The organism is Mesorhizobium sp. 113-3-9 (assembly GCF_016756515.1).
GTDB lineage: Bacteria > Pseudomonadota > Alphaproteobacteria > Rhizobiales > Rhizobiaceae > Mesorhizobium.
This window is the reverse complement of sequence record NZ_AP023246.1, coordinates 7425477-7445513: the sequence shown is the minus strand read 5'-3', so window position 1 is coordinate 7445513 and position 20037 is coordinate 7425477. Positions and strand designations below refer to the sequence as shown.

At 62.5% G+C, this 20037-nt stretch carries 17 protein-coding genes; 5 read left to right on the top strand and 12 right to left on the bottom strand.

From position 1 onward, the window contains the following. Window positions 1–3: 3 nt before the first annotated feature. The 7 genes from arcC to MesoLj_RS35520 form a co-directional block, all read right to left on the bottom strand. On the bottom strand, window positions 4–906 hold the full coding sequence (arcC, locus tag MesoLj_RS35550; protein ID WP_202324537.1) for a carbamate kinase: 903 nt from the start codon (window positions 904–906) through the stop codon (window positions 4–6). Window position 907: 1 nt separating this feature from the next. Next, the gene (argF, locus tag MesoLj_RS35545) at window positions 908–1909 is read right to left on the bottom strand and encodes an ornithine carbamoyltransferase (protein ID WP_202324535.1); all 1002 of its coding nucleotides are present in this window, start codon (window positions 1907–1909) and stop codon (window positions 908–910) included. An 11-nt stretch (window positions 1910–1920) separates the two neighbouring features. Beyond that, window positions 1921–3135 (bottom strand): arginine deiminase, encoded by a 1215-nt coding sequence (locus MesoLj_RS35540; protein ID WP_202324532.1) that lies wholly within the window; start codon window positions 3133–3135, stop codon window positions 1921–1923. A gap of 11 nt (window positions 3136–3146) precedes the next feature. Then, window positions 3147–4610: an arginine-ornithine antiporter gene (gene arcD, locus MesoLj_RS35535; RefSeq protein ID WP_202324529.1), complete on the bottom strand. Its 1464-nt coding sequence runs from the start codon at window positions 4608–4610 to the stop codon at window positions 3147–3149. A gap of 297 nt (window positions 4611–4907) precedes the next feature. Continuing rightward, entirely contained in the window at window positions 4908–6185 is a 1278-nt protein-coding gene (gene hemA, locus MesoLj_RS35530) for a 5-aminolevulinate synthase (protein ID WP_140775314.1), read from the bottom strand. Between the two features lie 468 nt (window positions 6186–6653). Further along, window positions 6654–7268: a response regulator FixJ gene (gene fixJ / locus MesoLj_RS35525; protein WP_140775633.1), complete on the bottom strand. Its 615-nt coding sequence runs from the start codon at window positions 7266–7268 to the stop codon at window positions 6654–6656. Beyond that, a complete protein-coding gene (locus MesoLj_RS35520; RefSeq protein ID WP_202327609.1) occupies window positions 7255–8742 on the bottom strand; it encodes a PAS domain-containing sensor histidine kinase in 1488 nt (495 codons plus the stop codon). The genes fixJ and MesoLj_RS35520 overlap by 14 nt, the downstream gene beginning before the upstream one ends. 262 nt (window positions 8743–9004) lie before the next feature. Between MesoLj_RS35520 and MesoLj_RS35515 the strand changes: the two genes are divergently transcribed. From MesoLj_RS35515 to MesoLj_RS35495, 5 genes are all read left to right on the top strand, one after another. Further along, complete coding sequence (locus MesoLj_RS35515; RefSeq protein WP_202324526.1) at window positions 9005–9814, top strand: universal stress protein; 810 nt, start codon at window positions 9005–9007, stop codon at window positions 9812–9814. 10 nt (window positions 9815–9824) lie between these two features. Beyond that, window positions 9825–12512: a magnesium-translocating P-type ATPase gene (gene mgtA, locus MesoLj_RS35510; RefSeq protein WP_202324524.1), complete on the top strand. Its 2688-nt coding sequence runs from the start codon at window positions 9825–9827 to the stop codon at window positions 12510–12512. Between the two features lie 213 nt (window positions 12513–12725). Further along, on the top strand, window positions 12726–13421 hold the full coding sequence (locus tag MesoLj_RS35505) for a VIT1/CCC1 transporter family protein (protein ID WP_140775631.1): 696 nt from the start codon (window positions 12726–12728) through the stop codon (window positions 13419–13421). Between the two features lie 197 nt (window positions 13422–13618). Further along, the gene (locus tag MesoLj_RS35500; RefSeq protein WP_202324521.1) at window positions 13619–13879 is read left to right on the top strand and encodes a DUF6455 family protein; all 261 of its coding nucleotides are present in this window, start codon (window positions 13619–13621) and stop codon (window positions 13877–13879) included. A gap of 167 nt (window positions 13880–14046) precedes the next feature. Further along, window positions 14047–14595, top strand: a complete 549-nt coding sequence (locus tag MesoLj_RS35495; RefSeq protein WP_202324519.1) for a hypothetical protein — start codon at window positions 14047–14049, stop codon at window positions 14593–14595. Between the two features lie 103 nt (window positions 14596–14698). On the opposite strand, the gene MesoLj_RS35490 is transcribed toward MesoLj_RS35495, so the two are convergent. From MesoLj_RS35490 to ccoG, 5 genes are read right to left on the bottom strand one after another with little or no spacing between them, the layout of a single operon-like run. After that, window positions 14699–15421 (bottom strand): CBS domain-containing protein, encoded by a 723-nt coding sequence (locus MesoLj_RS35490; RefSeq protein WP_342215821.1) that lies wholly within the window; start codon window positions 15419–15421, stop codon window positions 14699–14701. A 38-nt stretch (window positions 15422–15459) separates the two neighbouring features. Beyond that, on the bottom strand, window positions 15460–15630 hold the full coding sequence (gene ccoS, locus MesoLj_RS35485; protein WP_202324517.1) for a cbb3-type cytochrome oxidase assembly protein CcoS: 171 nt from the start codon (window positions 15628–15630) through the stop codon (window positions 15460–15462). Then, window positions 15627–17912, bottom strand: a complete 2286-nt coding sequence (locus MesoLj_RS35480; protein WP_202324515.1) for a cation-translocating P-type ATPase — start codon at window positions 17910–17912, stop codon at window positions 15627–15629. The genes ccoS and MesoLj_RS35480 overlap by 4 nt, the downstream gene beginning before the upstream one ends. Further along, window positions 17909–18424, bottom strand: coding sequence for a FixH family protein (locus MesoLj_RS35475; protein WP_202324513.1), 516 nt, complete (start codon window positions 18422–18424; stop codon window positions 17909–17911). Before MesoLj_RS35475 ends, MesoLj_RS35480 begins: the two co-directional genes overlap by 4 nt. Beyond that, complete coding sequence (gene ccoG / locus MesoLj_RS35470) at window positions 18421–19980, bottom strand: cytochrome c oxidase accessory protein CcoG (RefSeq protein WP_140775304.1); 1560 nt, start codon at window positions 19978–19980, stop codon at window positions 18421–18423. The genes MesoLj_RS35475 and ccoG overlap by 4 nt, the downstream gene beginning before the upstream one ends. Window positions 19981–20037 lie beyond the last annotated feature (57 nt).

The window sequence follows — 20037 nt, the reverse complement described above, 5'->3', positions numbered from 1 at the left end:
GGGCTAGGGTTCGAACCAAGTGCCCTGACGCCGCTTGACGATCTCCGCCGCGTCCTCGAGCCGGCCGATCGCTGCGGGATTGCCCGTCGCCTGGACGAACTCGATCGCCGCACTGATCTTGGGTCCCATCGAGCCGGCTGGGAAATCCTTTCCCGAAAGTTCAGTTGCTCCGACATTGCGCAGTGCGCGGGCATCCGCCGTGCCGTAGCCCAGATAGACCGCATCGACATCCGTGAGCATCAGCAGCATGTCAGCCTTCAACTGGCGCGCCAGCAGCGAGCTGGCCAGGTCCTTGTCGATGACGGCTTCGACGCCGACCATGGCGCCATCTTCGCGCGCGACAACGGGCACGCCGCCGCCGCCGGTGCAGATGACGATGACTCCGTGGTCGACGAGGAAGGAGATGACGGATGCCTCTAAAATCTCGATCGGGCGGGGCGAGGGCACGACCCGGCGCCATTTATCGCCATCGGGCGCTACGGACCAGCCGTGCTCCGCTGCGAGCCGTCGCGCTGTCGCTTCGTCATAGACCGGGCCGATCGGCTTTGTGGGACTGGAAAATGCAGGATCGCGCGGGTCGACTTTCACCTGCGTCAGCAGTGTGGCGTATAGTTTCTGGGAGGCGAGATTGGCGAGCTCCTGCTCGATCATGTAGCCGATCATCCCGGCGCTCTCCGCGCCGAGAACGTCGAGCGGAAAAGCGCCGTCCGGTGAGGCAGCCGCCTGGAGCGCAAGCAGGCCGACCTGCGGGCCGTTGCCATGCGTGATGACGAGCGAATGGCCTTCGCCAATCAGCGTCGCCAAGGCTGACGCGGCGCGGATGACGTTCGCACGCTGGTTTTCGGCAGTCATCGGTTCGCCGCGCCGCAACAGCGCGTTCCCACCGAGCGCAACGACGATCAGCATGTCAGTTGCCGATCGTGGCGACGAGCAGCGCTTTTATCGTATGCATGCGGTTCTCCGCCTGATCGAAGACGACCGAGGCACCGGACTCGAACACCTCATCGGTGACCTCCATGCAATCGATGCCGAATTCGCGCGCGATATAGGCGCCGACTTCGGTCTCGGTGTCGTGGAACGCCGGCAGGCAATGCATGAACTTGACATGCGGATTGCCGCTCGCCGCCATCAAATCTTTCGTCACCCGATAGGGCGTCAGAAGACGGATGCGCTCCGCCCAGCCGGACTTGTCCTCGCCCATCGACATCCAGACATCGGTGTAGATGAAGTCGGTATCCTGGACGCAGCCGATCATGTCCTCATCGAGTCGGAAGCGGCCCCCGCTGCGTTCGGCGAGCCCCCTGACATGATCGCAGAATTCTTGGTCGGGCCACAGTTCCTTCGGCGAGGCGATGCGCATGTCGATGCCGACCTTGGCTGCCCCCAATGCCAGCGACTGGGCGACATTGTCCCGACCCTCGCCGACGAATGCGACGGTCATGTCTGACAAATGCTTGTGCGTGAATTCGCGCATCGTCATGAAATCGGCGAGGATCTGCGTCGGATGGGCTTCGTCGGTCAAGCCGTTGTAGACGGGCACCCCGGCATGCGCTGCCAGCATTTCGGCCTGGTGCTGCGCAAATCCGCGATATTCGATGGCGTCATACATCCGGCCGAGGACGCGGGCCGTGTCCTTCATGGATTCCTTGTGCCCGATATGGCTGCCGGAGGGACCGAAATAAGTGACGTGGGCGCCCTGATCATAGGCGGCCACTTCGAACCCTGTCCGCGTGCGCGTGGAGTCCTTTTCGAAGATGAGGGCGATGTTCTTGCGAATGAGGCGCGGTATCTCGTGCCCGGCTTGCTTGGCTGCCTTCAACTCGGCTGCCAGCTTCAGGAGGAAGCGGATCTCTTCGGCTGAGAGGTCGTCCAGTGAGAGCACCGAACGGCCATGCAGGTTGATCGACATTGGATGTCCTTTCAGAGTGGGTCGCGAGCGATGGGGCAGGTCATGCAATGGCCGCCGCCGCGGCCGCGGCTGAGCTCAGCCCCCTCGATGGTGATCACCTCGATTCCGGCGCGGCGCAGAAGTGTGTTGGTATAGACGTTGCGATCGTAGCCGATGACGACGCCCGGCTCGACCGCGACCACGTTGTTGCCGTCATCCCACTGCTCGCGCTCGGCCTCGTAGCGGTCGCCGCCGGTGGCGATGATCCGAAGCGATTTCAACCCGAGAGCTTCTGCCACGACTGTTGTGAAGGGCGCTTTTTCCTCCCTGACCTCGACTGCCGCATCGCCGTCTCCGGGCCGGATCGAGAAGGTGCGCAGCCTTTCGACCACGGGCGGATACATGGTGGCAAGGTCCCGGTCGCAGAAGGTGAAGACGGTGTCGAGATGCATGAAGGAACGGTCGCGCGGCATCAGTGCCGCGATCACGTGCGTGGCTTCGCCGGCAGCGAACAGGCTTCGGGCAACATCACCGACCGCCTGCGGCGTGGTGCGTTCGCCCATGCCGACGAGAACGACGCCTCCGCCGACGGGCATGACGTCGCCGCCTTCCAGGCTGATGCCCGTTCCGGCCTGGGGTGAAACGAATGGGATGCCGCTGTTGCGAAACCTCGGATGGAAACGGTACACCGCCTCGACATTGGCTGCTTCCGGCCGTCTGGCCGGCCAATACATGGCATTCACGGAAACCGAGCGGTAAATCCAGCAGGAGCTGTCGCGAGTGAACAGCTGGTTCGGCAACGGCGGCAGCACGAAGTCCTGCGGCGCGAATGTCCGTCCGGTCAGCCCCTTGGGCTCGAATGGCAGTTCGGCGCGGGCGATGCCGCCGACGAGGCAGGTTGCCAGCAGGCCGGCCGACATCTCGTTAAGCCAGCCCCGCATCTCGTCGACCATGTCGAGGCCGACGACGCCGGCATGCACCCGGCGATCGAGAAGCCAGTCGCGGGCCTTGCCGATGCCCATGGTTTCCGTGAGCAGTTCGCCGAACGAATGAACGATCACGCCGCGCTCGCGCAGGGCGTCGACGAAGATGTCGTGCTCCTGGCGAGCGCGCTTCACCCAAAGCACATCGTCGAACAACAGCGACCTGCAGTTGTCTGGTGTGAGCCTGCGCAGGCTGAGATCCGGCCTGTGGACCATCACCTCGCGCAGGCGGCCGACTTCTGAATGAACCCCCAGATTTGTCATAGGATAGCCTCTCAAAGCGCGCTGACGGCGCCGGTCCACATCTCGTAGACGGCAAGGATTGCGACTGCGACGAGCGCGACTGCGATGACGGCTTCCACCGGGTGGAAGACGCGCTGATTAGCCTCGCGACGGGCCCAGACGTAGAAGATGATGCCCGGAGCATAGAGGATCGCGCACATGAACAGGTACGCAGGCCCCGCCGCATAGACGAGCCACAGCCCGTAGGCCGTTGCCAACACACCGGCGAAGAGCGGCCCGGCGCGCCGTTCGCCAACCCGATAGCTTTCTCCGGTCAATGCCAGTTTGGCGGCGAAGGCTCCGGAGAAAATATAGGGCACGAGGATGGCGGCCGAGGCGATGTAGAAGAGCGCCTGATAGGTACTCTGGGCGAAGAGCGTGATCACCAGGAAGGCCTGGACGAGGACGTTGGTGACCAGCAGTGAGGTCGAGGGAACGCCGCGTTCGCTTTCCCGGCCGAAGAACTTCGGCATGGTTCCGTCCTTTCCGGCGACATGCGGAACCTCCGCTGCAAGCAACGTCCAGCTCAAGAAGGCGCCGAGCACAGAGACGACGAGCGCAAGATTGATGAGTACGGCACCCCAAGGCCCGACAACCGCTTCCAGTACGCCTGCCATCGACGGGTTCTTCAATGCCGCGAGTTCCGGTTGGCTCAGAATGCCGAGCGAAAGCAGAGAGACCAGCGCGTAGAGCGCGAGGCATGTGAAGAAGCCGATGACTGTCGCCGTCGCGATGTCCTTGCGCCTCTCGGCACGGGCGGAGAAAACGCTGGCGCCTTCGATGCCGATGAAGACCCACAGCGTCACCAGCATGGTGCTCTTGACCTGAGCCGCGATGGTGCCGAGCGAGGCATTGCCGAGCCCGGTGAAGTCGAGCGTCCAGACATTGAGCTTGAAGGCCACGGCGACGACGCCGACAAACAGTACGACAGGCGCGATCTTTGCCACGGTCACGATTGTGTTGACGATCGCTGCCTGGCGAATGCCTGCGAGGATCAGAAAGTGGATGAGCCACAACAGAATCGAGGCGCCGAGCACCGCCTGCCACGTATTTCCGTCACCGAAGGCGGGGAAAAAATAGGACAACGCGCTGAAAACGATCACGGCGTAGGAAACGTTGCCGACCCATGCGCTGATCCAATAGCCCCAGGCGCTGTTGAACCCGATAAAGGCTCCGAACCCTGCCTTGGCGTAGGCATAGGGACCCGCATCGAGATCAGGCCGGCGTACCGCCAGGGACTGATAGACAAACACCAGTGCGAGCATGCCGACGGCCGTGATCGCCCAACCGATCAGGACGGCGAGCGGACCGGCGCCGGCCGCCATGTTCTGGGGCAGGCTGAAGACGCCCGAGCCCACCATCGACCCGATCACCAGCGCTGTCAGCGATCCCAGTCGCAGTTTGGTCGATGTCGCGGCTTCCTTGGCTGGAATGTTGACTTCTGCTGTACTGGACATGATGCCCTCCCGGATTTGGAACAGTGGGAGGATTCAACAGGAAACAAAGCCTGCCGGCCTTGATGCTGGTCAATTCCCGATTGTCTTGCATCGAAGGTTGGGTTGAGAGGCATACGAATCTGCAAGCGTTGGGCGGCCGCGAGCCAGCTCGTTCACCCATTGCTGAGCTTGCTCGGCAGCATGGACGAGGGAGGTTTGGGAGAGAGAGTGTGTCATGAACGGAGCCTTCCACCCCGCTTCTTTTCCCTCAACGAGAAATGCACGCATTGCGCGGGATCAAGAGTGTTGTCCTTGGTGTCAGCCGCCCGCCTTTGCCGTCAGCAGCGGAATGATGCGGTCGGTCTTGGCGACCGAGGGCCGGCCGGCGGAGCCGTAGGGAATGCCGAGCGCATCCCAGGTCTCGACCAGCGCATCCTGCAGTTCGGCGATCAGCGCATCCGAATGGAACGGCGTCGGCGTGATGCGCAGCCGCTCGGTGCCGCGCGGCACGGTCGGGTAGTTGATCGGCTGGATGTAGATGCCGTGAACGCCAAGCAGCCGGTCGCTCGCCATCTTGCAAAGCTCCGGATCGCCAACCAGCACCGGCACGATGTGGGTCGCGGAGTCCATCACCGGCAGGCCGGCGGCCGCCAGGATCTGTTTGGTTCGGCTCGCCTGCTGCTGCTGCGCGTCGCGCTCGGCCTGCGATTGCTTGAGATGGCGGATGGAGGCGGTGGTGGCGGCGGCGATCGCCGGCGGCAGCGCCGTGGTGAAGATGAAACCCGGCGCATAGGAGCGAACCGCGTCGATCACCGCGCTGGTGCCGGTGATGTAGCCGCCCAGCGTGCCGAACGCCTTGGCCAGCGTGCCCTGGATGATGTCGATGCGATCGGCGAGGCCTTCGCGCTCGGTGATGCCGCCGCCGCGCGGTCCGTACATGCCCACGGCATGCACCTCGTCGATATAGGTCATGGCGTTGTAGCGCTCGGCGAGCTCGACGATCTCTCTGATCGGCGCGATGTCGCCGTCCATCGAATAGACGCTTTCGAAGACAATCAGCTTGGCGCGCTCGCGCCCCGCCGCCTGCAAGAGGCTTTCCAGATGCGCGACGTCATTGTGGCGGAAGATCTTCTTTTCGGCGCCCGAGCGCCGCACGCCCTCGATCATCGAGGCGTGGTTCAACTCGTCCGAGATGATCAGGCAGTTGGGCAAAAGCCGGGCAATGGTCGAGATCGAGGCTTCGTTGGAGACGAAGCCGGAGGTGAAGACCAGGGCCGCGTCCTTGCCGTGCAGGTCGGCGAGTTCCTGCTCGAGCTCGACCAGCGGGTTGGACGTGCCGGAGATGTTGCGGGTGCCGCCGGCGCCCGAGCCCATCTTGCCGGCCGCATTCTGGAACGCTGCGATGACATCCGCGTGCTGCCCCATGCCGAGATAGTCGTTGGAGCACCAGACGGTGATTTCCTCGGCGCGGCCATTGGAGCGCCAGATGGCGCGCGGAAACTTGCCCGCGATACGCTCGAGATCGGCGAAGACACGATAGCGCCGCTCGGCGTGGAGCTGGTCGATCGCTTCTTCGAAGAACCGCTGGTAGTTCATGTCGGAATGTCCTGTGCAAGAAGCCGGCCGCCATCTGCGACGGTTCGGCCTCAACCTAGGGGCTGGGAGCGGTCTGCGCTTTGAGCTATGTCAAATCACGGGACACCCAGATGCCTCATTATAGGCAGGTCTCCTCAACGCAAAACCGCCCAAAAACTGATTCAAATCAAAGCGCGGAACTGCAATTTTGCCCACGCTGGCCGGATGTGGAATCCAATAGCAAGCGCTCCGTTTGGCCGCAGCCTCGAACTAGCCGTTCTGGATGAAGAAGGCTTACATCCGCTTGTATTTCCCTGCGAAAAAGGCCGTGAGGGATGGCGGCATGCCGTTACCGGTATCCGCGTCCATATTCGGCCGACCCACTGGCGCGACTGGCATCTCCGAGAAGACAGGGTGGCTTCACTCCGAAACGCGCCTTAGAGCGGCGGTTCCGGGTGGAGAACCTCTGCTCGTCTTTCCCCGAATGCCCTAATGTTGGGGGCCGGCGATCAGGGCCATGCGCACCAGATGCGAGAGGCTGCCGGCGCCCATCTTGCTCATGACATTGGCGCGATGGATCTCGACCGTGCGCGGGCTGATCCCCAGATCGTAGGCGATCGTCTTGTTCGGTAACCCGGAAACAAGCCCTTCCAGCACCTGGTGCTCTCGCTCCGACAGCATGGCGAGATTCTTCCTGATCTCCGTCGATTGCGGATGCGCCGCGGCGGGCTGGCTGCGGTGATCCAGCGCCGAGCGAATTGCGTCGATAAGCACCTGATCGTCGAACGGCTTCTCGATGAAATCGGCAGCGCCCTCCTTCATCGCCTGGACGGCCAGGGCGACGTCGGCGTGCCCCGTCATCACGATCACCGGCACGCCGAGGCCACGGGCTTTCAGTTGCCGCAGGAACTCGATGCCGTCGATGCCGGGCATGCGTACATCGCTGACGATGCAGCCTTGGATCTCCTTCGGTTCCGTCGCCAGGAATGCCGTTGCCGATTCATAGAGGCGCACGGCAAAGTCGGCTGTCGCCAGAAGGAAACCCAGCGACTTGCGAACGTCGACATCGTCGTCGACCACATGAACGATATCATTGGCCACCAGCGACCTCTTCCTTCTCCACGGCGCGCAAAGTGAATCGGAACGCTGTCCCGCCGCCGGGCATTGCTTCCGCCCAAATATGACCGCCGTGCGACTCGACGATAGTGCGACAAATGGACAGGCCGACACCCATTCCGTGTTTCTTGGTGGTGACGAAAGGCTGAAAGAGTTGGGCTGAAACCTCCGGCGCCAGCCCCGGGCCCGTATCAATCACACCAACTTCAGCCATGCCATCCCGCCGTGACACGGTAACGACATGCAATTCCCGCCTGGGCGCGCCCTGCATGGCCTCCACGGCGTTTCTCATCAGATTCAGCAACACCTGCTCGATCTGGATTCGATCGGTCAAAACAAGCTCGGCCGCCGGGTCGAGATCATAGCTGACGCGCACGTCCGCTTCCCTGGCGCCGACCAAAGCGAGCGATGAGGCGTCCTCGATGAGCGTTGGCAGACGTTCGACCTGACGCTCGCTTTCGCCCCTGGCGACAAAATCCCTGAGGCGACGGATCACGTCGCCAGCGCGAAGGGCCTGCTCGGCAGCCTTCTCGACGGCATCCCGCAGCATGGCGGCGTTCTCGTCCTTGCTTTTCTCGAGGAGACGGCGGCTGCCTTTGAGGTAGTTCGTGATGGCCGTCAGCGGCTGGTTTATCTCATGCGCCAATGTCGAGGCCATTTCACCGAGCGCGGTGAAGCGTGCCATGTGAAGCAGCTCCTGCTGCTGCTCCTGCATCCTGGCTTCCGTTCTATGACGCTCCGTCAGGTCGCGGCAAAAACCGGTGAAGAAGCGGCCCGTTCCGGGATGCATTTCGCCAACCGCGAGCTCCATCGGAAAGGTCGATCCGTCCTTGCGCATCCCGGTTACCGTACGCCCGAGTCCGATGATGCGGCGCTCTCCCGTCGTCAGGTAACGCTGCAGGTATGCATCATGCTCATCCCGGTATGGCGAGGGCATCAGCAACTTGACATTTTGACCGATGACCTCGCCGGCCTTGTAGCCAAACAATGTTTCGGCCGCCGTGCTGAAGGATTGGATGTTGGCGCTTTCGTCGATGACAACCATCGCATCCGGCACGGTAGCCAGGATCGAACGCAGGTGATCCTCTCGCAGCTGAAGCGCGGCGTTCGCGAACGACAGATCGCTGACATCGGTGCCTTGAACAAAGATTGCGGTGATCCGGCCATCCCTGGCCCTGATGGGCTGGTAGACGAAGTCCAGGATACGCTCCTCCGCAAGCCCGGTCTCGGCATTGCGCAGGACGACCTTGATGCCGCGCCCGACATAGGGATCTCCGGTTTCGCTGACGCGATCGAGCAATTCGAAGAATTCCTGGCCCTCGAGCTCGGGCAGGGCCTCGCGAACCGATTTGCCGATAACCTGCCGCTGACCGATCAGGCGCTGGTAAGCCGCATTGGTCAGTTGAAAGATGTGACCAGGCTCGCTGAGCAGGGTCATGAAACCCGGAGCCTGCTCGAACATCAGCGCGAGCAGCTCGTGCTCCGGCAAGTTGGTGCCTTGTTCCGGTGGGCCGCCGGCCAGCGGTGATGCCTTGGCGACGGCTTCCGACCAGTCTTGCTCCTTGGTGCTCACGAGCAGTCTCCGGATTGAGAGGCAGCAGCGGCCGCTGATGTAGCATTCATCGTTCCGCGCACCAAACAGCGGTTATTTGATCGGTATCAAGGTGCCGCGGACCGCACAATGCAAATGACAAAGCATTCCACGTTCCGAGCGAGGTGCCCGCATGTCCTACAAAACGATACTCGTCAACCTGACCGTTGATGCAAATCCCGCTCCGATCTTAAAACTGGCGACGGAGCTGGCGCAGCGGTTCGACGCTCACCTCGTAGGCCTTGCTGCCGCGGACGTTCCGCCTTTGGTGACCACGGGAGAGGGCCTGGTCTACGAAGGCGAGGTCATGCAGATCCAGCGCACCGAGATCGAGAAGCGGCTTGCCGAATTGCGCGACATCTTCGAGAAGCTTGTCCCGGGCGAGGTCAGCAGCGAATGGACCCAGTACGTTTGCGCGCCAACCCGCGCTCTCGGCCTGGCCGCCCGTTCGGCCGATCTTGTTGTGACCGACGACGGCGGCGAGGATGTCTTCCGCGCCGTCGATATCGGAAGCCTGGTGCTCGGGGCCGGTCGCCCGGTGCTGGTTGCAGCGGCCAATGCCGAACATCTCGTCGGGAAAACCGTCCTGGTCGCCTGGAAGGACAGCCGCGAAGCACGAAGGGCCTTGTCCGATTCCTTGCCGTTCCTCGCCAGGGCCAAGGAGGTGGTCGTTGCCACGATGGAAGGCGATTCGGGAGAGGATGTTCGAAACAGCCTCGCCGACGCCGCGGTGTTTCTGGAGCAGCATGGCATCATGCCGCAAACCGAAGTGATCGCCGGTGCCGCGGATGGTGAGACGCTGTTGGCGTTTGCCCGCTCGATCCACGCCGATCTGATCGTTTCCGGAGCCTACGGTCACAGCCGGCTCAGGGAATGGGTCTTTGGTGGTATTACGCGCTCGCTGACCCACGAGAGTGGCATCAGCCGCCTTCTTTCCAACTGACCGTCCGGCCATGGCGACCGGAACGGCAGATGCGAGGGACCAGCCGGCGGCCATGGCGGGCGAGGGGCAACCGATCAGCCGCCTTTCCGGTCATGTCGCGCATGCCTACTGGTCGATCGAAACGGGTGACCTGGCAGGGCAATTGGAGACCTCTTCTTCGGGTCTGCCGAGCGTCGATGCGGCAATCCGACTTGCCAAATTCGGCCGCAACGCACTGGCGTCCCGGTCCGGCGGATCGGCATTGACTGTATTCGCGCGCCAGTTTCGCAGCCCACTCGTCCTGATCCTGGTCTTTGCCGCCGCCGTTTCAGTGTTCGTCGGGGAGGGGCATGAAGCGGCGATCATCGGCGCGATCGTGCTCGCCAGCTGTGTCTTAAGCTTCACTCAGGAATATGGCGCCTCTCGCGCGATGGAGGTCCTGCGGCAGCGGATCTCCCGCAAGGCCACCGTGCTCAGGGATAGCATCGAACGGACTATCGATGTCGAGGAGATCGTTCCCGGCGACGTCGTCTGCCTGTCGGCCGGCAATCTCATTCCGGTCGACGGCGTCATTCTCGAGTCGCGGGATTTCAACGTCAGTGAATCTGTTCTGACCGGCGAAACCTTTCCCGTCGTCAAGTCCGCCGGCCGCTCCGCGCCCGAAGCCGGCATCGCGCAGCGAACCAATGCGGTCTTCACCGGCACCTCGGTCCGCAGCGGAACAGCAAAGGTGCTTGCCGTCGCCACGGGAGCGCAAACCGAATTCGCATCGATCGCCGAAGCATTGGAGCGCCGGATACCCGAGACCGGATTTGCTCGCGGCATCAGGATGTTCGGATATCTGATGACCGAGATCATGCTTGTGATCGTCATCCTGGTGTTTTTCGCCAACGTCATGCTTGAGCGGCCGTTGATAGAGTCGCTCCTGTTTTCGCTTGCCCTGGCGGTTGGGCTGACGCCCGAATTGCTTCCCGCGATCATCAGCGTCACCCTGGCCAAGGGTGCGCGGATGATGGCCGCCAGCGGCGTCATCGTGCGCCGTCTCGACGCGATCGAGAACCTCGGGAGCATGGATCTGCTTTGCACTGACAAGACAGGAACGCTGACGGAGGGCGTCATTCACCTCGATGGGGCGTTCGATGTCGAGGGCATTGCTTCGAGGAAGGTTCTGCTTTGGGCGCGGCTGAACGCGATTTTGCAAACGGGCTTGAAGAATCCTTTGGACGAGGCAATTGCAAGCGCTCCGCATGACCAAGACGATTTGTCCGGTTTCACCAAGATCGACGAGAGCCCCTACGACTTTGTTCGCAAGCGGTTGTCCGTTGCCGTGCATGACAACGCGCTTGAACAGGTCCTCATCACCAAGGGAGCCGTCCAGAACGTCATCGAGGCGTGTGGCTTTGTGCAGGATCGGGACGGCTTGACCCCCCTCGGCGCGACGGAACGCCAGGCGATCGACGAGAAATTCAGGCGCTGGAGCGCGCTAGGGTATCGTGTTCTCGGCCTGGCGATCCGCAGATTTCAGGACAAGGCGAGCTTCAGCCGCGACGACGAAACCGAAATGGCATTCGCGGGGTTCCTGCTGTTTCTCGATCCGCCAAAGGAGGGGGTAAGGGAAACCCTGTCGGCACTTGCCGATCGCGGCATCGGCGTGAAGGTGGTTTCCGGCGACAACCGCTACGTCGCCGCGCATGTGGCCGAGGCTATAGGCCTCCGGTCCGACCGGATCATGACGGGCGAAGATCTGGCGAAAATGACGAAAAACGGTCTTCTGGCAAGTGCCCGCAATATCGATCTCTTTGTCGAGATCGATCCAAACCAGAAAGAGCGCATTGTCGAGGCGCTGCGCCGCAGCGGCCATGTCGTCGGCTACCTTGGCGACGGCATCAACGACGCGCCGGCGCTTCATGAAGCCGACATCGGCATTTCGGTCGATACCGCTGTCGATGTCGCCCGCGAGGCCGCGGATATCATCCTGCTCAAACGCGACCTCGGCGTATTGGTGAGGGGCGTCGATGATGGCCGAAAGACGTTCGCCAACACGATGAAATACATCTCTATCACGACCAGCGCCAATTTCGGCAACATGATCAGCATGGCCGCAGCCTCGCTCTACCTGCCGTTCTTGCCGCTGCTGGCCAAGCAGATCCTGCTGAACAATTTCCTGTCGGACATTCCGTCGCTTGCGATCGCGGGTGACAACGTCGACGCCGACCAGTTACGGAGACCGCGGCACTGGGACATCCATTTCATAAGACGTTTCATGGTGAGTTTCGGGCTCGTGAGCTCTGTGTTCGACTTCGCGACCTTCGCGTTCCTTCTGTTCGTAGCGCATGCTGCGGCAGCCACGTTTCAGACCGCGTGGTTTGTCGAATCTGTGCTGACCCAGCTTGCCATCCTGTTCATCGTGCGTACCCATGTGAGGCCGTGGAACAGCCGTCCCAGTCGCTTGCTTGCGGGTCTCGCCTTTGGCGTTGGCGGTATCGCCGTCGCCATCCCGTTCGCTCCCTTCGCCAAGTGGTTCGGTTTCGTTCCCCTGCCAGCACCGGTGCTGGCGGGGCTGCTCGCGATCACGGCGCTCTATATCGTTGTGTCGGAGGTTACCAAAACCTGGCTTTTCGATCATGGTCGCCGCAGGCGAAAAACCACGGGCACGCATGAACCGCGAGCAAATCGGCCTGGCCCTCTGGGTGAGGAGCCAAGGCGGTCTGTTCCATAGCTATTGTTCCCAGGTTCGGGCGCTCCGGCTGAGCCCTTGTATGCATGTTAGGAGCACTCGCGAAAGCGCCGGCTCGGCGGCCTGAGGCTGCCGATTGACTTTGATCAAGGCATTTGTTCGGATCGAGGGGCATCAAGCAGTCGAGCTGTCTTCTGACGCTTGCCGATATGGACGCGAAACCGTGGCGAAACAGACAACTTTTCCTTCATTCAAATGACTCGTCTTCATTCCGAAAATCATCTGGTGTCGCGTGTCGGCTGGTTACGGGCCGCGGTGCTGGGCGCAAACGACGGCATCGTCTCGACCGCCAGCTTGATCATCGGAGTTGCAACCGCAAACGCCGCCACCGCCAACGTGCTGGTAGCGGGCGTCGCTGGCCTTGTGGCCGGCGCCATGTCGATGGCCGCCGGCGAATATGTATCCGTCAGTTCCCAGGCTGATACCGAGCATGCGGATCTCGAGCGAGAGCGAAAAGAGCTGGCGAGCCAACCCGAGTTCGAGAGGCAGGAGCTTGCCCAGATCTACATCGATCGCGGCGTGGAGCCTCAATTGGCGTTGCAGGTGGCTGACCAGTTGATGGCCAAGGACGCGCTTAGCGCACACGCCCGCGACGAACTTGGTATTTCCGAGGTTACCGCCGCACGACCGATCATGGCGGCGCTGGCTTCGGCGGCTGCGTTTTCAATCGGTGCGATCATGCCATTGGCAATGGTGCTGCTTTCGCCACCCGCGAGGCTGGTTGCGGTAGTCGCGATTGCATCGCTCCTGTTCCTGGCGGTGCTGGGCGCGATCGGCGCGCGGGCCGGCGGCGCCAATGTATTGAAGGCCACCGCCCGGGTCACCTTTTGGGGAGCGCTGGCGATGGCGCTGACCGCGGGCATTGGCGCTATGTTTGGGACCGTAGGCTAGGACCGCGGCCTTACCGAGCTCATCATATCCAGGCGAGCCATGCAGTATCCAGAGCTGACTGCGCTGGTGTGGGCTGGGCGGGAAGGGTGGCCTTGTCCAGCGGAAGCAGTTCGGGGAATGGATGGCCCTCGTTGACCGAGATCAACGTCGCACGTCGCTTGGCATGGCAATGATTGCCGTCTGAGGAGTGTAACGACATGAACTTTCTCGAATACCTGACTGGACTTGATGCTCGGACGGCCTTGATGGGGCGCATGATGCAGAAACTGGGCGTCGACAGGCCGCTGAAAGTCGTGGCGGATCACGTCGCCGTCACCAATCGTGCGGTGGACCGGTGCCGGTCCTGCCGTCACCAGGAGGAATGCGCGACCTGGCTCGATGAGACGGCGCATGCGGATCACCCGCCGGCCTATTGCCGCAATGGCGACTTGATCGCCCGGTTGCAATCTGTCCGTTGATTGAACACCAACGCCCTAGCCGGATCGGCTGCCGCGGTGCGCCCTTATTCCAGCCGGCGAAGGACGATTTCGCCCTTGCGACGAGTTGACGGTCCAGGAGGCTTTTGACGACAGTCGGCACAAGTGGGACTGCTGCATTTGGCAGGTTCGCATACGAGGCAGGCAGTTTGGACAATCTGCATTTTCTGGAAGCATTCCTGCTTTTTGCCGCGCCGGGGCCGACCAACGCTCTTCTGGCGGCAGGCGCGGTCAAGCGTGGGAATGCCGCTACGCTCCTTGCCGCGCAGGCATGCGGATACGGGATCGCGGCAGCCTTCTGGCTTTCTTTGCGTTCCCTGGTGCCGCCTGGCACCATCCAGATGGTTCACCTGGTTGCCGCTGCATGGCTGGTAATACTTGGCTTTCGCCTGATCGCCGTCAAACGCGCCGACGCAACCGGGAACGGCGGTGGAATTTCCATCCTGGCAACCACCGTCCTCAATCCGAAGGCGTTCATCTATTGCGTGGCCATAGTGCCGATGGACATCGAGGCAGGCGCGCGGGGCATGGCTTGGATCGTATTGCTTGTAATCACGGCAATTACCGGATCGATATGGCTGTTGCTGGGCAGGCGGCTGAGCGGCGGCAAGAGAATAGCAAATACAATCGCCGGCGCGGCGCTCATTGCCTTCGCGCTGCTGTTGGTTCGGCCCTTGATACCCTTGTTGGCGATTTAAGGGAGGGGCCGGAATGCTGGATTGGACGGGGCGGATATGCAGCCCGAAAAATCTCCCTTTGGCGATGCGCTGTTCGGGAGCCGTTCCGCCTCTGTGACGTCCTCTAGGAGAGAAGCAGGACCGAGAACGTCCCGGCGCAGAAGAGTTTGTCCGTGACCTTCTTGACCCCGTCGACGTTCTCGGCCGCAACGACAGCGGCCTTTCGCTGACGCTCGTCGAAAATGGCGCCACTCAGTTCAACATCGCCGCTATCGACGGTAACGCCGATAAGATCGCCGCCGCTCCAGGATTGCCCCTGCAGCTCGGCAATGATCTTCCTGCGTATGACCTCGTCATCGGCAGTCGCGGCGCCTGATTTGGGCAGGATCCGCAGCAGGGCACGCAGCAAATCGGAGCGGGTTATGATCCCGGCCATTCTGCCCTGATCGAGGATCGGCACATTCTTGATGTCGTGGTCAGCCATCAATTCGACGATCTCGGCCAGCGACGCCCCAGGCGACGCCGAGACGACGTCCGTCGTCATGATGTCGCCAACCCGACGGCCGGTTGTGTGCACATACTCATCGGCGATCTTGCCGGGGCCGGCCAGAAATTCGAGCCAGCGAGGACGAACACGCTGGGTGCCAAGTTCCTTGCGCCGGAGGAAGTCACCTTCGCTGATGATGCCAATCGCCACACCGTCGCGTGTGACCGGCAGGCAGCTGATCTTCCTGGTCAACATCAGGTCGGCGGCGTCGGTGATCGAGGCCGAAGCATCGATTGAGATCACCGGCGTCGTCATGATGTCCTGGGCCTGCATCGGTGCCTCCTGCTCTTCGTCAGGCATTTTCTGGAACGCCGGGAGCGTCGGCGCTTTGATCCGCGTCAGTTTGACCGCAGGCCTTCATTGTCTTGCACCTCGGGCTCGATCAGTATCCGCTCGGCGGCTCCGTCGAGATCCTCGTACTGGCCGCTGCGTAAGGCCCACAGGAAGCCGGACAAACCGAGCGCCCCCAGGAAGAGGGCTACCGGAATGAGGTATACGAGCGTGGTCATGGATGGGCCGCTTCGATGATTTCGGTGCGGTGCCTGGCCGGAGCCGCGTCAGGTGCCGTTTTTGCCGTCGCCTGAAGCCGCATCGCATTTGCGATCACGATCAGCGATGAAGCACTCATCGCGATCGCCGCGATGAGCGGCGTCACATGTCCGAGGATGGCGATCGGCACGGCGAAGGCGTTGTAGATGATCGCGATCGCGATGTTCTGGCGGATGAGCCGGCCGGCCTTGCGCGAGACATCCAGGGCGAGCGGTACGGCCAAAAGGCTCTCGCGCAGGAAGACGAAATCCGCGGCTTTGCGACCAATGTCGGCCGCGGTCGCCGGAGCCATCGAAACATGAGCGGCGCCAAGCGCCGGCGTGTCGTTGAGGCCATCGCCCACCATCAGCACCTTGTGACCGGCGCGGGCCAACGTCTCTATCCTTTCGACCTTTCCCGACGGCAGCAAGGCCGGCACGAAGCGATCGATGCCGAGGATCTCCGCCGCCTCGGCGCAGGCCCGCGCAGTGTCGCCGGAGAGCATCTCGACCGGGATGCCGTCGTCCTTCAATCTCCGCACCGCGGCCTTCGCATCGGGTCGCGTGGCATCCTCGAAGGCGAAGCAAGCGACGATCCTGCCATTCTGGGCGAGAACCGTGCCGCCAAGGCCGCCATATTTTCCTTCACCGCCCGTACGGGCCTTCCACCCTGCCCAGCCGCGCCGGCCAAGGCGCCAGGTATCGCCGCCGGCGAACGCTTCGATGCCGAAGCCGGGCTCTTCCTGCACGTGGTCGAATTTGGTTCGGCTACGATTGTTTCCGTATGTCGCCAGAGCCTTTGAAAACGGGTGCCGGGAATGAGCTGCCATGTCGGCCGCGATCGCCAGCATGGCCGGATCGATTGATGCGGCATTGACCAGTCTGGGCAGCCCCAGGGTCAACGTCCCGGTCTTGTCGAAGACAGCCGCGTCGATCGCCGCGAGACGCTCCATGGCCGAACCGTCCTTGACCATGACGCCGGCCTCGAACAGGCGCCGGGCTGCCACGACCTGGACAATCGGCACGGCCAGGCCGAGCGCGCAGGGGCAGGTGATGATAAGCACGGCGATGGCGATGGTCATGGCCCGGTGCCAATCGCCGGACGCAACCATCCAGCCGAGGAATGTGACAAAGGCCGCCAGATGGACAACCGGCGCGTAGAGGGCCGATACCCGGTCCGCAATTCGCCTGTAGCGAGAGCGGCCGCCCTCGGCGGCCTCCATCAGCCGAACCATTTCCGCAAGGAAGGAATTCTTCGCGGCGGCGGTTGCCTGGATCGTCAGCGGACCTGTCAGGTTCAACGTGCCAGCCTGGACATGTGTGCCGGCACTCACGGTTTTGGGCGCGCTCTCGCCGGAGACGATCGAGCAATCCAGGTCGGAATTCCCGCTGATGATATCGCCGTCGACCGGTATCCGCTCTCCGGCCGCGATGAGAAGGCGCATTCCTGCCGAGAGCTCGGCGACGGGCACGTATTCGCGTGTTCCGTCGTCGCGCAGGACAATGGAACCCCGCGCGGCAAGGCGCGACAGGCCATTGACCGCGGTTCGCGCTCGCTCACGCATGACGTGGTCCAGCGTGCGGCCGATCAACAGGAAGAAAAGCAGCGATACCGAAGCGTCGAAATAGGCGTGCTCGCCGTGGTTGATGGTCTCATAGAGGCTCATCGCGTAGGCGAGCGAAACCCCCACCGCGATCGGCACATCCATGTTCATCCGGCCATGGCGAAGCGCGTTCGCCGCAGAGCGGAAGTAGATACCGCCGGCAAAGGCGAGGGCTGGAATGGCGATCAGCGCGGACAGCCAATGAAACAGATCGCGTGTCGGACCTTCCGCTCCCGACCAGACCGATACCGAGAGCAGCATGATGTTGCCGGCGGCGAAGCCCGCCACGGCGACAGCGCGGATCAGCTCCGAGAGCGTCCTGTCCTTCTCGTGAATTTCAGGGTCGAACAGGTGCGCCTGATAGCCGAGACGGCCGAGCACGGCAAAGAATGGCGGGACGCTGTCTCCGTGCCAGCGCACCGACACACGCTTCGTCGAGAGGTTGACGCGAGCGGACTCGACGTTCTCGACCGAGCCGAGCGCAGCCTCGATCGCTTGGATGCAAGCCCCGCAGTGAACCGTCGGCACCGACAGGTCGGTCTGGTGAATGTCGCTGCCCAGAAAGCGGCTCGCCAGCTTGATCTCCTCGCTCGACGGCGGCGCGGACGCAGCGGCGGGGACCTCCAATGCCATTTCCGCTCCTGGCGCGCAGCAGCTCATTGCAGGGCTCCATTCGAGATCATGACGCGGCGAACGTCACGAAACGGTGACGTCAGTCCGGCGTCCGCATCGATCTCCACGATCCAGACGCCATCCCTCGGCGTGTGCCGGACGGCAAACTCCTGCACGTCGCCCGGAGTGCCTCCGGGCATCGCGGCAAGTGTCAGGGCTTCATCCGCGGCCTCGTAGGCCGGGTGGCGGAACAGCATCTTGACGCCGTGCAAAGGCACCGGCTTGCCCTTGCTGTCGGCAAGGCTGTAGCGGACCTCGCCTGAGGCGACGGTCAGCCTGCCCGTCCAGCCTAGCGCCGCCTGTGCCCTTCCTTTCCGCGCTTCCTCGTTGAACTGCTGGCTTGCGACATAGGTGTTCTCGACAACGAGGCCCGTCCAGCTCTTCTCGGCGAGCGTCGCCATGGTGACGTTGACCCCGATCACCACAGCGAAGAAGCTCAGGATGACGATCAACATGTGCCTGCCGGTGAACTCGCGTGGCTTCCGCGTTTCGACGCTCATCTGCTGTTCTCCGGCGCGTTGAAAGTGGCGGTGTATTCGGCGGATTCGGAACTCGCCTTGTCGTCGATGCGAAATTCGAAATTCTGCGCCGGCTTCTGGATGCGGTCTGCCGGTTGCCTGACGAAGATTTTGAGCGTCTTCAGCCGGTCGGGTTCCACCGGAATGGAGAAAGAGCGGCTTGCGGCCTGGTCGATGCCGACGATGCTCATCTCACCGCCGTCGAGACCCTGCAGCGTGACCTCGATCGTCCTCGGTTGGGGTATCATGTTGAGCAGCTTGACCGTGTAGCCGTTCCGGATCGAGCCGTCCGAGAGCGTCACGAACTGCGGATTGCGATCGTGCAGGACATTCAGCTCAAGCCGCTCGCGCGTCAGCAGCGAATAGACGAGCACCAGGCCGATCGCCGACCATGCGCCGAGATAAATGTAGGTGCGCAACTGGAAGATCTTGCCGAGATGGAAGTGTGCCAGGCCGTCGGCGAAGCTGCCGTTCGCCGTTCTTACGAGCGCCGGATTGACCGGGCCAGTGCCGCCGGAAGTGGCCACTGCCATGTTGGCGTTGTAGTCGGCCAGCGTTGCATAGGAAATCAGCCCGCGTTCTCGGCCGAGCTTGTCCATGACGCTGTCACAGGCGTCGATGCACAGCGCGCAGGTGATGCATTCCAGCTGCTGACCGTCACGGATGTCGATGCCCATGGGGCAGACGGCGACACAGGCATTGCAATCGACGCAGTCGCCGACCGATTGCCCGGCGGCCGAGACCTTTTTGGCGTGCCTTGAGCGCGGTTCGCCGCGCCAGTCGTTATACGTCACCGTCAGCGAATTTTCGTCGAGCATGGCCGCCTGAATGCGCGGCCAGGGGCACATGTAGGTGCAGACCTGCTCCCGCATCAGCCCGCCGAACACATAGGTGGTGCCGGTGAGCACGGCGATCGTGACATAGGCCACGGGCGCCGCCGTGCCGGTGACGACTTCGCCAAGCAGCTTCGGCGCGTCGGCGAAGTAGAAGATCCAGGCGCCGCCCGTGGCCGCTGCGATGACGAGCCAGACGGCGTGCTTGGAAACGCGCAGGAGGAGCTTGCGAACGGTCCACGGGGCAGCATCGAGCTTGATGCGGGCGTTGCGATCGCCTTCGATCGCCCGTTCCACGACAAGGAACAGGTCCACCCAGACGGTCTGCGGGCAGGCATAGCCGCACCAGGCCCGCCCGACCGTCGATGTGATCAGGAAAAGACCTACGCCCGCCATCATGAGGAGGCCGGCGACGTAGTAGAATTCCTGCGGCCAGATCTCGATGAAAAAGAAGTAGAAACGGCGGTTCGCCAGGTCGATGAGAACGGCCTGGTCGGGAGCGAAGGGGCCGCGGTCCCAGCGCAGCCACGGCGTCAGGTAATAGATACCGAGCGTGATCGCCATCACCAGCCATTTGAACTGGCGGAAATGGCCGGAGGCCCGCTTCGGAAAGATTTTCTTGCGCGCGGCATAAAGTGGCTGTCGCGTCTTTGCGGAATTGACCGCTTCGGCTTCGAGCCGTTCTACCTGCGACTGATCCAGCACGACGATCTCCAATCACGGCGAAAATGACGCCGCCTTCCTGCAGCAGTCTTGCAGTCG

Excerpts from the sequence above, each read along its gene's own strand:
- MesoLj_RS35505 (WP_140775631.1), top strand. The coding sequence starts at position 12,726 with ATGACTCGTCTTCATTCCGAAAATCATCTGGTGTCGCGTGTCGGCTGG.
- MesoLj_RS35475 (WP_202324513.1), bottom strand. The coding sequence starts at position 18,424 with ATGAGCGTCGAAACGCGGAAGCCACGCGAGTTCACCGGCAGGCACATG.
- argF (WP_202324535.1), bottom strand. The coding sequence starts at position 1,909 with ATGTCGATCAACCTGCATGGCCGTTCGGTGCTCTCACTGGACGACCTC.
- MesoLj_RS35480 (WP_202324515.1), bottom strand. The coding sequence starts at position 17,912 with ATGAGCTGCTGCGCGCCAGGAGCGGAAATGGCATTGGAGGTCCCCGCC.
- ccoS (WP_202324517.1), bottom strand. The coding sequence starts at position 15,630 with ATGACCACGCTCGTATACCTCATTCCGGTAGCCCTCTTCCTGGGGGCG.
- hemA (WP_140775314.1), bottom strand. The coding sequence starts at position 6,185 with ATGAACTACCAGCGGTTCTTCGAAGAAGCGATCGACCAGCTCCACGCC.
- MesoLj_RS35540 (WP_202324532.1), bottom strand. The coding sequence starts at position 3,135 with ATGACAAATCTGGGGGTTCATTCAGAAGTCGGCCGCCTGCGCGAGGTG.
- MesoLj_RS35490 (WP_342215821.1), bottom strand. The coding sequence starts at position 15,421 with ATGCCTGACGAAGAGCAGGAGGCACCGATGCAGGCCCAGGACATCATG.
- mgtA (WP_202324524.1), top strand. The coding sequence starts at position 9,825 with ATGGCGACCGGAACGGCAGATGCGAGGGACCAGCCGGCGGCCATGGCG.
- MesoLj_RS35515 (WP_202324526.1), top strand. The coding sequence starts at position 9,005 with ATGTCCTACAAAACGATACTCGTCAACCTGACCGTTGATGCAAATCCC.
- MesoLj_RS35500 (WP_202324521.1), top strand. The coding sequence starts at position 13,619 with ATGAACTTTCTCGAATACCTGACTGGACTTGATGCTCGGACGGCCTTG.
- MesoLj_RS35520 (WP_202327609.1), bottom strand. The coding sequence starts at position 8,742 with ATGTTCGAGCAGGCTCCGGGTTTCATGACCCTGCTCAGCGAGCCTGGT.
- arcC (WP_202324537.1), bottom strand. The coding sequence starts at position 906 with ATGCTGATCGTCGTTGCGCTCGGTGGGAACGCGCTGTTGCGGCGCGGC.
- arcD (WP_202324529.1), bottom strand. The coding sequence starts at position 4,610 with ATGTCCAGTACAGCAGAAGTCAACATTCCAGCCAAGGAAGCCGCGACA.